Source organism: Paenibacillus sp. FSL P2-0121 (genome assembly GCF_037975345.1).
Lineage (GTDB): Bacteria > Bacillota > Bacilli > Paenibacillales > Paenibacillaceae > Paenibacillus_AQ > Paenibacillus_AQ odorifer.
This window is the reverse complement of the sequence record NZ_CP150245.1, coordinates 4,346,763-4,361,566: the sequence shown is the minus strand read 5'-3', so window position 1 is coordinate 4,361,566 and position 14,804 is coordinate 4,346,763. Positions and strand designations below refer to the sequence as shown.

The 14,804-nt window shown below is 43.1% G+C and carries 20 protein-coding genes; 15 read left to right on the top strand and 5 right to left on the bottom strand.

Going from position 1 to position 14,804, the window contains the following annotated elements; translation table 11 throughout:
- The first annotated feature begins 140 nt into the window (after window positions 1-140).
- From MKY54_RS19335 to MKY54_RS19310, 6 genes are all read left to right on the top strand, one after another.
- Window positions 141-848 (top strand): response regulator transcription factor, encoded by a 708-nt coding sequence (locus MKY54_RS19335; RefSeq protein WP_170914177.1) that lies wholly within the window; start codon window positions 141-143, stop codon window positions 846-848.
- Window positions 826-2,244: a HAMP domain-containing sensor histidine kinase gene (locus tag MKY54_RS19330; protein ID WP_076182735.1), complete on the top strand. Its 1,419-nt coding sequence runs from the start codon at window positions 826-828 to the stop codon at window positions 2,242-2,244. The genes MKY54_RS19335 and MKY54_RS19330 overlap by 23 nt, the downstream gene beginning before the upstream one ends.
- Before the next feature lie 41 nt (window positions 2,245-2,285).
- On the top strand, window positions 2,286-3,392 hold the full coding sequence (locus MKY54_RS19325) for an AI-2E family transporter (RefSeq protein ID WP_036688627.1): 1,107 nt from the start codon (window positions 2,286-2,288) through the stop codon (window positions 3,390-3,392).
- Window positions 3,393-3,420: 28 nt separating this feature from the next.
- Window positions 3,421-3,771, top strand: coding sequence for an Asp23/Gls24 family envelope stress response protein (locus MKY54_RS19320; protein ID WP_076127105.1), 351 nt, complete (start codon window positions 3,421-3,423; stop codon window positions 3,769-3,771).
- 80 nt (window positions 3,772-3,851) lie between these two features.
- On the top strand, window positions 3,852-4,229 hold the full coding sequence (locus MKY54_RS19315; RefSeq protein ID WP_339187580.1) for a hypothetical protein: 378 nt from the start codon (window positions 3,852-3,854) through the stop codon (window positions 4,227-4,229).
- A gap of 160 nt (window positions 4,230-4,389) precedes the next feature.
- Complete coding sequence (locus MKY54_RS19310; RefSeq protein ID WP_339187578.1) at window positions 4,390-5,406, top strand: S66 peptidase family protein; 1,017 nt, start codon at window positions 4,390-4,392, stop codon at window positions 5,404-5,406.
- Window positions 5,407-5,454: 48 nt separating this feature from the next.
- Here the strand turns inward: MKY54_RS19310 and MKY54_RS19305 are convergent, their stop codons facing one another.
- From MKY54_RS19305 to MKY54_RS19290, 4 genes are all read right to left on the bottom strand, one after another.
- On the bottom strand, window positions 5,455-5,739 hold the full coding sequence (locus MKY54_RS19305) for a YxcD family protein (RefSeq protein WP_036689115.1): 285 nt from the start codon (window positions 5,737-5,739) through the stop codon (window positions 5,455-5,457).
- Between the two features lie 8 nt (window positions 5,740-5,747).
- Window positions 5,748-6,188 (bottom strand): hypothetical protein, encoded by a 441-nt coding sequence (locus tag MKY54_RS19300; protein ID WP_076127101.1) that lies wholly within the window; start codon window positions 6,186-6,188, stop codon window positions 5,748-5,750.
- A 165-nt stretch (window positions 6,189-6,353) separates the two neighbouring features.
- Window positions 6,354-6,914, bottom strand: a complete 561-nt coding sequence (locus MKY54_RS19295; RefSeq protein WP_339187575.1) for a carbonic anhydrase — start codon at window positions 6,912-6,914, stop codon at window positions 6,354-6,356.
- A gap of 14 nt (window positions 6,915-6,928) precedes the next feature.
- Window positions 6,929-7,270 carry an iron-sulfur cluster biosynthesis family protein gene (locus MKY54_RS19290; RefSeq protein WP_076127099.1) on the bottom strand — a complete coding sequence of 114 codons (342 nt, stop codon included), beginning with the start codon at window positions 7,268-7,270 and terminating at the stop codon, window positions 6,929-6,931.
- Between the two features lie 162 nt (window positions 7,271-7,432).
- Between MKY54_RS19290 and MKY54_RS19285 the strand changes: the two genes are divergently transcribed.
- The 8 genes from MKY54_RS19285 (at window position 7,433) to trmD (ending at window position 13,555) form a co-directional block, all read left to right on the top strand.
- On the top strand, window positions 7,433-8,950 hold the full coding sequence (locus tag MKY54_RS19285) for a carboxypeptidase M32 (protein WP_339187574.1): 1,518 nt from the start codon (window positions 7,433-7,435) through the stop codon (window positions 8,948-8,950).
- A gap of 56 nt (window positions 8,951-9,006) precedes the next feature.
- A complete protein-coding gene (locus MKY54_RS19280) occupies window positions 9,007-9,654 on the top strand; it encodes a hemolysin III family protein (RefSeq protein ID WP_036688612.1) in 648 nt (215 codons plus the stop codon).
- A gap of 149 nt (window positions 9,655-9,803) precedes the next feature.
- Window positions 9,804-10,160, top strand: coding sequence for a YlxM family DNA-binding protein (ylxM, locus tag MKY54_RS19275; RefSeq protein WP_036688609.1), 357 nt, complete (start codon window positions 9,804-9,806; stop codon window positions 10,158-10,160).
- Window positions 10,161-10,181: 21 nt separating this feature from the next.
- Window positions 10,182-11,570 carry a signal recognition particle protein gene (ffh, locus tag MKY54_RS19270; protein WP_036688607.1) on the top strand — a complete coding sequence of 463 codons (1,389 nt, stop codon included), beginning with the start codon at window positions 10,182-10,184 and terminating at the stop codon, window positions 11,568-11,570.
- Window positions 11,571-11,624: 54 nt separating this feature from the next.
- Window positions 11,625-11,897, top strand: coding sequence for a 30S ribosomal protein S16 (gene rpsP / locus MKY54_RS19265; protein WP_036688604.1), 273 nt, complete (start codon window positions 11,625-11,627; stop codon window positions 11,895-11,897).
- A 22-nt stretch (window positions 11,898-11,919) separates the two neighbouring features.
- A complete protein-coding gene (locus MKY54_RS19260; RefSeq protein ID WP_036688600.1) occupies window positions 11,920-12,150 on the top strand; it encodes a KH domain-containing protein in 231 nt (76 codons plus the stop codon).
- A gap of 89 nt (window positions 12,151-12,239) precedes the next feature.
- A complete protein-coding gene (rimM, locus tag MKY54_RS19255; protein ID WP_036688599.1) occupies window positions 12,240-12,764 on the top strand; it encodes a ribosome maturation factor RimM in 525 nt (174 codons plus the stop codon).
- Window positions 12,764-13,555 carry a tRNA (guanosine(37)-N1)-methyltransferase TrmD gene (gene trmD, locus MKY54_RS19250; RefSeq protein ID WP_076307759.1) on the top strand — a complete coding sequence of 264 codons (792 nt, stop codon included), beginning with the start codon at window positions 12,764-12,766 and terminating at the stop codon, window positions 13,553-13,555. The genes rimM and trmD overlap by 1 nt, the downstream gene beginning before the upstream one ends.
- Before the next feature lie 602 nt (window positions 13,556-14,157).
- Here trmD and MKY54_RS19245 read toward each other — a convergent pair.
- The gene (locus MKY54_RS19245; protein ID WP_155288145.1) at window positions 14,158-14,334 is read right to left on the bottom strand and encodes a hypothetical protein; all 177 of its coding nucleotides are present in this window, start codon (window positions 14,332-14,334) and stop codon (window positions 14,158-14,160) included.
- 205 nt (window positions 14,335-14,539) lie between these two features.
- On the opposite strand from MKY54_RS19245, the gene MKY54_RS19240 reads away from it, so the two are divergent.
- The gene (locus tag MKY54_RS19240; protein ID WP_036688596.1) at window positions 14,540-14,770 is read left to right on the top strand and encodes a hypothetical protein; all 231 of its coding nucleotides are present in this window, start codon (window positions 14,540-14,542) and stop codon (window positions 14,768-14,770) included.
- Window positions 14,771-14,804: the final 34 nt, after the last annotated feature.

Below are 14,804 nucleotides of genomic sequence, written 5' to 3'. Positions count from 1 at the left end.
AATCCAGACAAATTACGATCGTACATGGGACGGTTTCCCGTGTGCGATTTTTATTTTATTACTATGTGATAATTTAGCTATTCTTTAGATTGTGTTTAGGCTCTGTTAATAATCACAGAATATAGTTAGATGGGGGGATTATCATGTATACAATATTGATCGCTGATGATGAAGCAGAAATTGTGGAATTGCTAAGATTATATTTAGAGAAAGAGTACAACATTTTGGAAGCAAACAGTGGTACTGAAGCCTTAACGCAGGTACAGAACCATAAAGTTGATTTGGCAATTCTGGATATTATGATGCCGGGTCTGGATGGACTGCAATTATTGAAAAAGATCCGCGAGGTGCATCATTTTCCAGTGTTATTTTTATCCGCCAAAAGCGAACATCATGACAAAATTCTGGGTCTTGAACTAGGAGCCGACGATTATATTTCCAAACCGTTTAATCCATTAGAAATAGTAGCCCGTGTTGGAGCACTGCTGCGGCGTGTACATCATTTCGATGCGCAAGTCGTTGAGGAAAAAGAAGCTGAACAGATTGTATTAGGTGAATTAATGCTGGATCAAAGCCAGTGTCTGCTCTATCGTTCAGGTGAACCTGTGGTGCTTACTTCTACCGAGTACAAAATTTTGGAACTAATGATGAAGCAGCCTGGACGAGTCTTTACACGCAAAAAAATCTATGAGGCCGTGTGGGAAGATTTCTATGTGTACGAAGATAATAGTATCATGGTACATATCAGCAATATCCGGGAAAAAATTGAGGAAGATTCCAAAAAGCCAGTATATTTAAAGACTATTAGAGGGCTGGGATACAAAATTGAAGCGCCTATGGAGCAATAGAGATCAACGACCTTTACAATCATCGCTGACGCTGGATTTTTTGTTGTTTATCTGTATTTTGTTTTTTCTCGTGATTGTATATTATTTGTTTATTAATCTTGATGTGACCCATATTTTTGAAAAAAATAAAATCGCTGATCCTGATTTGAAGGTGGAAGCTAGTGCTTATCGAGATAATCTGGAGCATGGGATAGAAACCAAACGTCTTCTGCGTAGCGGGGGATGGATCGAGGTCTTGGATCAAGACATGAAGGTCACCAAGGTTGTTGGAGAAAAAAAAGACGGTGTAACCCAATATACCAGTAACCAGCTTTTAAAAAGTTTGGAAAATGGAGAAGATCAAGCTTACTTTTACTCGTTGACCACGCTAAATGCTCAGAGCGAATCGGAGTGGCTGCTCTTGAAGCTGCCGCGGGAAGCTATCACCATCACCATTAATAGTGATCCCTTCGTGGCCTACTTTAATCATTCGCTCTCATACTACGTCTTTTTGGGTGTGGGAATGATTCTTTTGCTAATTATCGTGTACAGCTATTGGGTAGCGCGGCGAATCAGGAAACCACTGCGTATCATCACGCTTGGATTGAAGCAGATGATTCAGGGGAATTATGATACTCGAATCGCTTTATATGCAGAGAAGGAATTTTCGCAAATTGGAGAGACTTTTAATTATATGGCAGACGTAATTGAAAAGACGACCAAAGAAAAACGCCAGGCAGAGGAAAGTAAGAAACGGATGATGGTTGATCTGTCCCATGATCTGAAGACGCCGATAACGAGTATACAAGGCTTTGCACAGGCGCTTGTAGAGGGTAGAGGCGAGGATGAAGAACGCCAAAAAAGATATTTAAGCTATATTTATAATAAATCCTCACAGGTTACTAAGCTGATTCAGAACATGCTGGAGCTGTTAAAAATAGATTCACCGGATTTCTTGCTACGAATGGAACATCAAGAACTGGGCGAATTTATTCGTGAAATCATTGCAGATACGTACGGAGAGATTGAACAAAAGAACTTTGTTTTGCATCTAAATGTTCCCGAAGAGGATGTGTTCTTGAACTTTGATGCGGAGCTGCTCTCGAGTGTGGTTCATAATTTGATCTCCAATGCACTGATCTATAATCCTCCAGGTACACATTTGCGTGTGGAGGTGATCCCTTTGGAGAAAGAAGTCACGATTGAAATCGCTGATACTGGAGTGGGTATTCCAGAAGAGCTGTGGTCCACAATGTTTGATCCGTTTGTTCGGGGAGATAAAGCGCGGACAGCTTCGGGAGGAACAGGGCTAGGTCTCTCGATAGCTATGAAAAATACAGAGAAAATGGGGGGGACGCTTCATCTCAGTCGACGAAAGAAGGAACCTACGGTATTCACCATCCGGATTCCGAAATAACGAGCTGGAAGACATCCAAATCAGAAGACGGGAGAGAAAGTATGGCTAAACTGAACAATTTCATCAGAGTTTGTCTAGCGATTCTTTTAGTGTTAGGCATTGTATTTTTAGGCTCACGCGTAGATTTTTTATTCACACCGATCCTGTCTTTGTTCAGTGTCATTATAGTGCCTTTAATGCTGGCGGGTTTCTTTTATTACCTGCTGCGGCCACTGATCGATACCTTGGAGAAATATAAGCTGAATCGTTCTTTGGCGATTATCATCGTATATGTAGTTATTTTAGTGCTTCTGTTTGCTTTTATTATCGGCGTTTGGCCTTCACTTCGCACACAATTAGTTAATTTCGTCGATAATATGCCGAATCTCATTGCCTCCTTGAATCAACAGCTATTGAAACTAGAAGATAATGAATTTCTGTCTGCGTTGATCCCTGCTGATGCGAATCCAGCCTCCACATTGACGGATTATTTGAATAAAGGGTTTACGCTGTTAACGAATTACGTATCAGGATTGTTCTCTTTTGTTTCGAATTTCGCGATCATTTTATTCACCTTTCCGATTATGTTATTCTACATGCTTAAGGAAGGTGGGAAATTCGGACGTAAGATTGTAAGTTTCTTTCCAAAGAAGTATCGTGAAGAAGGAACTACAATGATGACTGAAATCGACAGTGCGCTTAGTGGCTTTATCGTGGGCCGGGTGCTTGTTAATTTAGCCTTAGGCGTTCTGATGTATATTGGTTTCCTTATTATCGGCCTGCAATATGCATTGCTGTTGACTGTAATCGCAGTTGTGATGAACTTCGTGCCTTTTATTGGTGCGATACTGTCTAGTATCCCTATTTTCATCATCGGATTCATTCAATCGCCGTCTATAGCCGTCTGGTCCATCATCATTGTTCTGGTAGCGCAGCAGATACAGGATAATTTAATCGCTCCCTACATCTTTGGGAAAAAGCTCGATATTCATCCACTGACAACGATTATCCTGGTATTAGTTGGCGGTGATTTAGGCGGGATCATTGCGATATTGCTGATTATTCCGCTGTATATGATTGTTAAAATCGTCTTGACCAAGGCCTATTATTTGTTTGTCAAGCAACGCCGGGTAGAGATAGAGGTAGAGGAGAGTCCTGATATCTCTTAAGTTAATAAAACATTATGGAGGGATTTCTATGAATGAAGGAACGGAGCAAGGACTAATTCATATTTCAGATGATGTGGTGACTTCGATCGTCGGGCAAGTGGTTCTGGACACACCGGGTATTGCCGGCATGTCAGGAAGCAGTATCTCGGACAACTGGGCTAAACGTCTAAGCGGTAAAAATGTAAAAAAAGGAATGTCCGTTGAAGTAAAAGAAGTGGATGTTGCCATCGATCTTCAGGTCATAGTTAATTACGGATGTGTGATTCAAGAGGTCTGCTATATACTGCAGCAAAATGTAAGAAATGCTGTTGAGAATATGATGGGACTGTCTCTAGTTTCCGTAAATGTTAAGGTTGAGAAGGTCGCTCTGCCATTCTAAGAATAGCCCATTTAATAGGCACCGTAATCTAGGCTTCTGCATAGAATGGAGCAAATCCATTTACGGAGGTCAGAACATCCATGTCGACATTTAACACTGGGCAGCAACAGAATGTGATTTATCAGGCCGATCCTGCTGTGATCCGGCACCTGCACGGTGTCCGCGATTCCCTACATCAATCTTGCAAGCCATACCTTAACCATAAGGTGAACGTACAGACAATAGATGGCTTTGTACATGAAGGCGTTATAGCCGGAGTAGATAATAAACACTTGTATCTGAACGTTGCAGCTAATGGGCAAATGCCCCGAGGGTTTTACAACCCTCATCAGCCTTATCATCCTTATCCGGGCCCGGGACCTGGCCCATATCCAGGACCTTATCCAGGTCCCCCATACAATAATAATGTGATTTTACCGCTTGTGTTGTTTGAACTGCTTGCTATCTCTTTAATCTAGTGCTCGGGTTTAATTGAAGAAGGACATGTGCAGGATTTGTGGTCATACGTTGACGCATCCCGCCAGGTCCTTTTTTTGTAGGCGTAAAGTATGTGTTAGAAGAAGGTGTTCTCATTATCACTTTAGGGATATAATGGGTACAAACTCTGGGAGGTGGCATATGATTAGATACCCTTTTTTGAAAAAAAATGCGACGATAGGCGTTACAGCACCTTCATCTGGAGTAGGCATTCAAAATGCAGAACTACTAACACTGGCCTCCAGCCGTTTGAAGTCGCAAGGATTTAATGTCATTATCGGCGAAACGGCATGGAAGCAAGATAAGGCTAAATCTGCACCAGCCAATGTTCGTGGTCATGAGTTTAATGAAATGATCAAAGATGATGGAATCGATGTCCTTATTCCGCCTTGGGGCGGGGAATTGTTAATTGAAGCTCTGGAATTTATTGATTTTGATGCTTTGCAGGACAAATGGATCGTGGGATATTCAGATATAAGCGTCTTGCTGCTTGCGGTCACGCTGACAACCGGGTTGGCTACTGCCCACGGAGCGAATCTCATTGATTTACGGGGAGAGTATTCGGATGATACTACAGCCCTCTGGCAGGCGGTTCTAGAGACACCAGTGGGTGAGTCCATTGTGCAGCATTCATCTCTTAAATATCAGCGGGAATGGCAGCATGATGTGCCTTCGCCATGCGTTTTTCATTTGACAGAGGAGACTTATTGGAAGTCTCTAACTACAGATGCTGTAACGATGAAAGGACGTCTGTTGGGTGGTTGTATAGATGTAATTAGGCATTTGATCGGCACACCTTATGGAAAGCTCCAGCATTTTCAGCAAGAAATGATTCATGACGAACCTATTGTTTGGTATTTGGAAAATTGTGAATTGAACACAGCGGATTTACGCAGATCTTTAGTGCAGATGAAGCTGGCAGGGTGGTTTCAGAATTGTTCGGGGATTATGTTTGGCAGAAGTCCAGCTAATCGGCCTGTGGATAACTATACTGCCGAGGATATCTATGCTGAACTATTTGAAGAGCTTAAGGTACCGATCGTTTATGATATCGATTGTGGTCATGTCCCGCCGCAGGTTACTTTTATTAATGGAGCTTATGCAGAAATTGAAGTGGCAGACGGAGTAGGGACGGTAAAGCAATATTTCTATGAATAGCGTTAAATCAAAAAAGGACAACCCCTCGGGTTGTCCCTTTTACTATCATTAGTTCCCTGTATTTACAATCGCTGTGATTTCCTCATCCAGGTCCAGTCTTACATCTTCACGATAGGCGCGAACACCATATTCACTGAGCATGTAACGTAGGATCGCTTCAATCATATTGGACTCCACTAGAAATTGACTGCGGCCCTGTACCCAAACCTCTGCAGAGTAACCGGTATCTTCTTCCCAGCTCAGTTCTACCTGAACATCCTCTGGGCGAACAGCCTTTCGTTCCGCCATGTGCAGACAGAGGGCATTGATGATCTCATCCATGCTTAGAACAATTGTAGACATTAGTACCGACCATCCTGTTCTTCTAAGCGGCGACGTTCTTTTCTACGACGGAAGAAGGACATCACGAGCATAACCAATACATAGATAGCTAGCATATTAACGGCAAAGCCTAGGAAGTCACCAAAAGCTCCCATTCCACCAAACATTCCACCGAATAATAATCCGGCCAAACCACCGATCATCATGCCTTTCATTAAGCTGCCGCCGCTGAAGAAGCCACGTTTTGTATTTGCAGCAGATCCTGCTGTGGAACTTTTAGTGCTGTCACTTTTTTTGATGTTATTTGTTGTTGTTGATTTTTTTGGAGTTGTTGAATAGCTGCGAGTGCCGGATTTGAATCCGCCGCCACCTCGACGTGCATCGGCAAAGTCTGGAGCAACCACTGCAAAAAACAGAGTGAAGGCCATTAGAATCATCATTACGCGTTTCATTGGTTTCATTTAGTACGAAAACCCTCCTGTGAGCATGAATTTTTGTGTATGGTCGGTAATACGCAGACATGCCCCACAAGGTTTCAATTTTATTTATCATAATTTATACTTTTATACACAAAAAAAGCGTGGATCCAGGATCCACGCAAACAGCAGTTAGAGAGTCGTCATTCGTTACTTATACCCATCAGCGACAAGCTCAAGCGCTCCCGTTGCCGGATCGATGATCATGCCATGGATAGGTACATTAGGGGGAAGCAGTGGATGACGTTTAATCAGGTCCACAGTCTGAATTACCCCTTCTTCGACATTGTCAAACCCACGCAGCCATTTTGTAAGTTTGATTCCGGAATTCTCCAGTGTAGACAGCACTTCTTCAGATACTCCACGTTCTTTAATGGAATTGATCATATGGTCCGCATTGAGGGAGGCCATACCGCATTCATAGTGTCCAACCACGATTACTTCTTCAGCATCTAGTTCATATAGAGCTACCATTACACTACGCATAACACTACCAAAAGGTTGAGAAATAACCGCGCCAGCATTTTTGATGATTTTGACATCACCATTTTTGAAATTCATGGCTTTCGGCAATAATTCAACGAGTCTAGTGTCCATACAGGTGATGATCAGCATTTTTTTGTCAGGATAACGACTGGTTAAATAAGCTTCATAGTCCTTATTCTCTACAAAACCTTTATTAAAGTTAATAATTTCTGATACGTGGCTCATATTAGCTTCCTCCCTTAAATTCCTTGAATTGTACTTACGTTGCGCATATCTCTTACCATGATATTGTTGCCATAAATCTGAGAATCACTGACCAGCTTATAGGAAGAGAAACGTTCCTCTGCATCGAGTCGCATCTTGTCTTCATAAAAGATTTCCTGTTGCCGGCTTACGATAAAGGGAAGAGAATTCGTCTCTATCCTAGAATCGCCTTGCTCCACTTCTGAAACAATCAGTAACACATTAATTCCGTCACACCCGCAGCCTACCGTATCATAAAAGAGCTTGAAAAATCCTGGCTGATCTCCAAGCCTTTCCTTCAACTTCCTTTCTGCGAGAGGTGTAACTTGAATCATCATAGCCCTGTTCACGCTCCTTGATTTTTGTTCGAAGCATGGTCTGCTTCTTATGTAACTCATTAAATATTTAAAATTAGAGATGTATCTCTGAAGTTGATTATACTCATTCAAAAAAGTATCATCAAGAGGAGTCTGTAAAACAGAGAAAGCAGGTGGAGTAGAATGGAACAACAAGTAAAGGAACGATGGGAACAATTCAGCGAGTTATTAGCAAAAATTAGTGGATATTCAGAGGCCATAGAATTAATGCACTGGGATTTGCGCACAGGTGCACCACGTAAGGGAGTAGAAGTTCGTTCCGGTACGATTGGGATGCTGAGTGGAGAATTGTTCAGACTTGAGATTTCACAGGAGATGGGTGACTTTACAGCATTTTTCAGCCGTCCAGAAGTGTTGAGCCAGCTTACAGCTAATCAACAAAAGATCGTCAACGATTGCCGCAAAGAGTATGAGCGCAGTAAGAGTATTCCGTCCAAAAGATTTGAAGAGTACGCTGTCCTGTCTGCTCATTCCCAAACGATCTGGGAAGAAGCTAAGGAGAACAATGACTTTGCTACATTTGAACCTTATTTGAGTAAAATCGTAGCTCTGAAACAAGAGTTCATCGATTATTGGGGTGTTAATGGCACACGTTACGATACGCTACTAGATATGTATGAGCCTGATCTCACAGTAGAAAAGGTGGATGAAGTGTTCAGTCGCCTCCGCAGCCGCTTGGTTCCGTTAGTGGAAGCTATCGCTGCTTCACCTAATAAACCAGATACCAGCTTCTTGCAGCAGATTTTCCCTAAAGAGCAGCAACAAAAGTTTGGTAACTTTATTCTGAAGCAAATGGGCTATGACTTCGACGCAGGCCGCTTGGATGAGAGTGTGCATCCTTTTGCTACAGGGCTGAATCCAGGTGACGTTCGTATTACGACCGCTTATTTACTTGATAACGTGACTAGCGCCGTCTTCAGCTCACTGCATGAAGGTGGACATGCGCTTTACGAACAAAATATCAGCCAAGATTTAGTGGGAACACCGCTGGCTCAAGGCGCATCGATGGGGATTCATGAATCTCAGTCGAGACTATGGGAGAATATGATTGGCCGCAGCCGTGCGTTCTGGCAACGTTATTACGGTGATCTGCAGCAGCATTTCCCAGAGCAGCTTGCTAATGTAGATGTAGAGGATTTCTACCGGGCTATTAACAGTGTGGAAAATTCATTCATCCGAATTGAAGCAGATGAGCTTACATACAATCTGCACATTATTGTGCGTTACGAGATCGAAAAGCTTATTTTTAATGAAGGACTATCTGTCAAAGATCTGCCTCAGGTATGGAATGCTAAATATCAAGAATATTTAGGTATTACACCGCCTAATGATGCGCTTGGTGTATTGCAGGACGTGCACTGGTCCGGTGGAGACTTCGGATATTTTGCATCCTACTCTTTGGGAAATATGTATGCTGCCCAAATCTTGAATACACTCCGCAAGGAGCTGCCGAACTACGATGAATTGATTGCTGCGGGAAATCTTTTGCCGATTAAAGAATGGTTAACAGAAAAAATCTACCGTTTCGGAAAAAGTCTGCCCCCTTCGCAAATTATCGAACAAGTAACAGGTGAGCCGCTCAGTCCAGATTATCTGGCTGATTATTTGGAGGAGAAATACACGGAGATTTACAAACTGTAATCCAGTGAGGTCCGCGTGGTATAATAGAAAGAAAGCTTAGACGGAAGGATATGGATATGGCAAATACTCACACCTACACCCGGAGAGAAGAAGTCGCGAATGCGATTACGCACGGGATCGGAGCTGTATTAAGCGTCGCTGCACTTGTCCTGCTTGTTGTTTTTGCAAGTCTGAAAGGAACGGCATGGCATGTAGTCAGCTTCTCCATTTATGGAACGACAATGCTGCTTCTGTATCTCAATTCAACACTTGTGCATAGTCTCAAAGAGGGCAAGGCGAAGGATTTGTTCGAATTTTTCGATCACTCCTCTATTTATCTGTTTATCGCAGGCACGTATACACCCTTTTTGCTAGTAGCTATTCGGGGAACACTTGGCTGGAGTTTATTTGGTGTTATATGGGGAATCGCAGTATTTGGCGTTTTCTTCAAAGCGTTTTTTGTTAAAAAGTTCTTGTTCATGTCTACGGTGTTCTACATTGCTATGGGTTGGCTGATTGTTATCGCCTGGAATCCTCTTTCAGCAGTGGTAGCGGATGGTGGCATGATTCTGTTGATGGCTGGAGGAGTGCTTTATACTCTAGGTACAGTTTTTTATGTATGGAGAGGGTTTCCGTTCCATCACGCGATCTGGCATGTTTTTGTTCTTGCGGGCAGTGTCACACATTTCTTCGCCATATTGATTTATGTACTGCCAATCCAATAATTTCAAGCGGATTTATCGCGGAAAATATGGATTTTTAATAAAGAAAGAGATGACAAGCAAAAGTGCTTGACATCTCTCTTTCTTTTAGGTATCATAAGGGACGTTGTGAAGGTGTAAAGTGTTTTTCCTTGACGAAGGGGTTGTCCTTAATGAGTCAGGAGAATAGGCTCGAGAAAACGAATCGTATCAATTTGCTTTTTGCCTTCTATGAACGACTGCTTACAGATAAGCAGCAAACGTTTCTTAAATATTATTTTCACGATGATTTTTCCTTGGGAGAGATTGCCGCTGAATTTGAAATCAGCCGCCAAGCTGTTTATGAGCATATTAAGCGCGCTGAGCAAGTCCTTGAGAATTATGAAGAAAAACTTGGACTATTAGTAAAACATGAGAGTCGTACTAAATATTTAGAAGAGCTGCGCAGACTGCCGGAGAATGGGATGCTGCCTGAGCAATATAAACTTCGGTTCGCGGAGATCGTGGATCGCTTGCAGAGGTTAGAGTAGCATGAAGGGAGAAATCTGCATATGGCGTTTGAAGGTTTAACCGGAAGATTGCAGAATGTGTTCAGCAAGCTACGCGGTAAAGGTAAAGTATCCGAAGAAGACGTAAACGAAGCTATGCGTGAAGTGCGGTTAGCCCTTCTGGAAGCCGATGTTAACTTCAAGGTAGTTAAAGAATTCGTGGCTAAGGTGAAAGAAAAGTCCATCGGCAAGGAAGTCATGGACAGCTTTACGCCTGGCATGGTAATTATCGACATCGTCAACAAGGAACTAACCGAGCTGATGGGCGGAAGCCAAGCGAAGCTGGCCAAGTCGAACAAGCCGCCGACCGTCATTATGATGGCGGGTCTACAAGGGGCTGGTAAGACAACCACTTCGGGTAAGCTAGCTAAGCTGTTACAGAAGGGCAATCATCGTCCGCTCCTGGTTGCGGGAGATATTTACCGGCCTGCTGCTATCAAGCAGCTGCAAGTGCTGGGAGAACAGATTAAGGTTCCTGTATTCTCACTTGGTGATCAGACTAGTCCGGTAGAAATTGCCAGACAAGCTGTACAACATGCGAAGGATAACGGACTTGATTATGTTATTATCGATACTGCAGGCCGCCTGCATATTGATGAAGAACTAATGGAAGAACTCAAGCAGATTCACAATGTTGTAAATCCTGATGAAGTACTTCTTGTAGTAGATGCTATGACGGGTCAAGACGCCGTGAATGTAGCCGAGAGCTTTAATAAACAGCTTGAGCTTACAGGGGTCGTATTGACGAAACTCGACGGCGATAGCCGTGGTGGTGCTGCACTGTCAGTAAAAGCTGTTACCGGTTGCCCGATTAAATTCGCTGCTTTAGGGGAGAAGATCGACGCGCTGGAGCCGTTCCATCCGGAACGTATGGCTTCGCGGATTCTGGGTATGGGCGACATGCTGTCGCTGATTGAGAAAGCCCAAGCGAACATTGATACTGACAAGGCTAAAGAAATGGAACGTAAGATGCGTAATGCAGAGTTTACGTTCGACGATTTCCTAGAGCAAATGGATCAGGTGAAGAAGCTAGGCCCTATCGATCAAATTCTTGATATGCTCCCGGGTATGAACAAAGCCAAGGGCATTAAAGATTTAAAGGTCGACGATAAGCAAATGGGACGCGTTGAAGCCATAGTTCATTCTATGACTAAGGCGGAGAAGCAACAGCCTGAGATCATTAACCATAACCGCCGCAAGCGTATTGCAACCGGCAGCGGAACCTCAGTCGCTGAGGTCAACCGCCTCATCAAACAATTTGATGAGATGCGTAAGATGATGAAGCAATTCTCCGGCATGATGGGCGGAGGCGGCAAAGCCTCCAAGAAAAATGCCATGAAGCAGCTTAAAGGTCTTGGTGGTGGAAAAGGGCTGAAATTCCCTTTTAAATGATCTTGAATGTCTGTCCAACTAATGTTGGAAACTATTATAAGGAGGTGATTTTTCGTGGCAGTACGTATTCGTCTAAAAAGAATGGGAGCGCATAAAGCGCCTTTCTATCGTGTAGTGGTTTCCGATTCCCGGTCCCCTCGTGACGGTCGTTTTATCGAGGAAATCGGTTATTATAATCCGATTGAACAACCGGCAGTAGTTAAGATCGATGAGGAAAAAGCTCTTAAATGGCTTCAAACAGGTGCGCAAGCATCTGATACCGTCCGCAACTTGCTTTCCAAAGCAGGCGTGATGAAGAAGTTTCATGAGCTTAAGCAACAGAAATAATGACTGATTGCGAGGGTCCTCTATGGAAGAATTAGTTGGAGTAATTGCTAAGGCTTTAGTGGATCATCCAGAAGATGTGACGGTACGGGCTGTGGAGAAAGAGCATTTGATTGTCTATGAGCTGTCCGTACATCCAGATGATGTAGGAAAGGTCATCGGCAAGCAAGGCAGGATCGCCAAGGCGCTCCGTACAGTAGTCACATCTGCAGCAGTCAAGAGCGATAAACGCGTAACTGTAGATATTTTATCTTAAATAATGCGTACAATGAGGGGCTAGGGATAGTATATCCCGGCTCCTTTTTGTTCAAATATATAGATGAAGCTTGTAGAGGAGAGGGTTATATGACGGAAGAATTAACCGTAGGCCGGCTTGTGAATACACATGGAATTCGCGGGGAGATTAAAGTATTATCCCATACCGATTTTCCTGAGGTTCGTTTCGCTAAAGACAAGAAGCTGTTCGTCATCCCTGCGGATGGCAGTGCAAAATTCGAAGTGACTGTAGAATCCGCTCGAGAGCATAAGGGTATGTTTATCGTTAAGCTTAAGGGATATACCAATATTAACGAAGTGGAAAAGTATAAGGGAAGTTTGCTTAAGGTGCCAAGTAATGATCTGGTTGATCTGCCAGAGAACGAATATTACTTCCACCAAATCGTTGGCTGTGAAGTTTATACGGATGATGCTGGAAGTGAACCGCTTGGCACAATTACGGAAATTTTACAGCCAGGTGCAAATGACGTGTGGGTTGTTAAGCCTGCTAAAGGTCAAGACATCCTTATCCCTGTAATTAACGATGTAGTGCTGAACGTGGACATTGAGGCCAAACGAATTACGGTTCACTTAATGGAAGGACTATTGCCATGATCAGAATTGATGTGCTAACGCTCTTTCCGGAGATGTGCGAAGGCGTATTTAGCACAAGTATTCTTGGTAAGGCACGCGAAAAAGGGATTGTATCTTTGAATGCTGTGAACTTTCGTGATTTCTCAGGAAATAAGCACAACAGTGTGGATGATACACCGTATGGCGGGGGCGGGGGTATGGTACTAAAGCCTGACCCGATCTTTGCAGCGGTAGAACATGTATTGGGGATCGAGGCTAGTCCTTTGGAGAAGGGTTCTGAATCTGCAGTCCCGTCGCCTTCCTCTGTGAAGCCGCGCATCATTCTTATGTGCCCACAAGGAAAGACCTATAATCAGAAGATTGCTGAGGAACTGGCACAAGAGCAGCATCTAATCTTTATATGTGGTCATTATGAGGGCTACGATGAGCGAATACGGGAGCATCTGGTTACAGATGAACTGTCGATTGGCGATTATGTGCTAACGGGTGGAGAACTACCAGCACTGACGGTTATTGATTCAGTAGTTCGGCTACAGCCAGGGGCGCTTGGAAATGAAACCTCTGCGATCACGGATTCGTTCAGTACAGGGCTGTTGGAATATCCTCACTACACTCGACCCGCTGAATTTCGCGGCTGGAAGGTACCAGATATGTTGCTGAGTGGCCATCACGCCAACATCGAAGTATGGCGGAGAGAGCAAGCGTTACAGCGTACACTTGAACGTAGACCTGATTTGCTCGAAAGTGCAGAACTAACATTGAAAGACAAGAAAACACTGGAACGTCTGAAAAATGAAATCAAGCCGGAGTAAAATTTTAATAAAACAGGCATATTTTACGTCTTTTTAACGTATCTTACGTTAAGGAGGCGTTTTTGTTATGTTTACTTAAGTATAAGAAGGGCTATAATCTCGTATTTTTTTGCGTAATTTCCAAAACAAATGAGCATAGGTGCGTTGAACTCTTCTATTTGGGGTAATAGATAGAGGTGGCGTAATACTATATGCAGCTTACGATGCAGCAAGCTTAACTATTGAAAGGAATGAACTGAAGTGACTACGAAGACGCGTGAAGAATTCAAGCCTAGCGTGGACACGATCCACAAAGATGCGGAGCCGCTCCGCACCGTGAATGATATTATCGATTATTATACAAATCGCAAATCGTAATTCCCATTCGCCCTTTAAAGCTTGAACATATAAGATTAATAATTAAGTATGGATAAGCAAGTCCAATAAAACCATTAGAGTATAGCGAACGAAAGTTCACTACATCTAATGGTTTTATTGTGCTCTACAAAGAGGTCAAACCCTGTGATTCTGGTCAGAATGTAAACGCCCCCTCTTCAAGGAGAATTAAAAACTCTTTGGAAAGGGGGCGTTTGGTTAACTATAAAAATTCGTGGAGGCGCATTCTACTCTTTGCGAAAGAGGCGATATACTCCTGTAAGTAGAGCGTAAAGCGCAAAACATACGAGAACAGTAACTGCCCATGCATAGTTGCGAACGGTATAGGTAAGCGATGATAAAATAATAAAGATGGTAATACGCAGTACGCCTTCCTTAATAAACTGTTTACGTGCTACATTCATTCGATTGGCCTCCTTGAATGGATAGGATGGTACGGATAACAAGCCGAGAATATGTCTTTCCTTATATATAACCTTTGGGAATACAAAAAATGCAGAGAACGGAAAGTAAATATCGATCCAAACAAATGACCTATGTAACTTAGCCGTTACCGACCTGTACTCCTCACCATAGAGTATATCATTACGAATGAGGAGGAGTACACTAGTGGAGGCTTATTATAATTGCTTACGTTGTAAGAATAGAAGGGTACGTATCCTGACTACTGATGGCAGACAGCATGAAGGTGTGATTACAGATGTGGACAGATATAATGTTTACTTAAGAACAGGATCCAATGGACCTGTGCAGACTTCTGCATTTTTTGGTTACCCTTATGCTGCTGACAATATTTTAACTCTCAGCTTGTTCACACTGTTGGCTATTGCATTAATCTGATATGATGATGCAAAAACAGACCGTCCGCTAATCC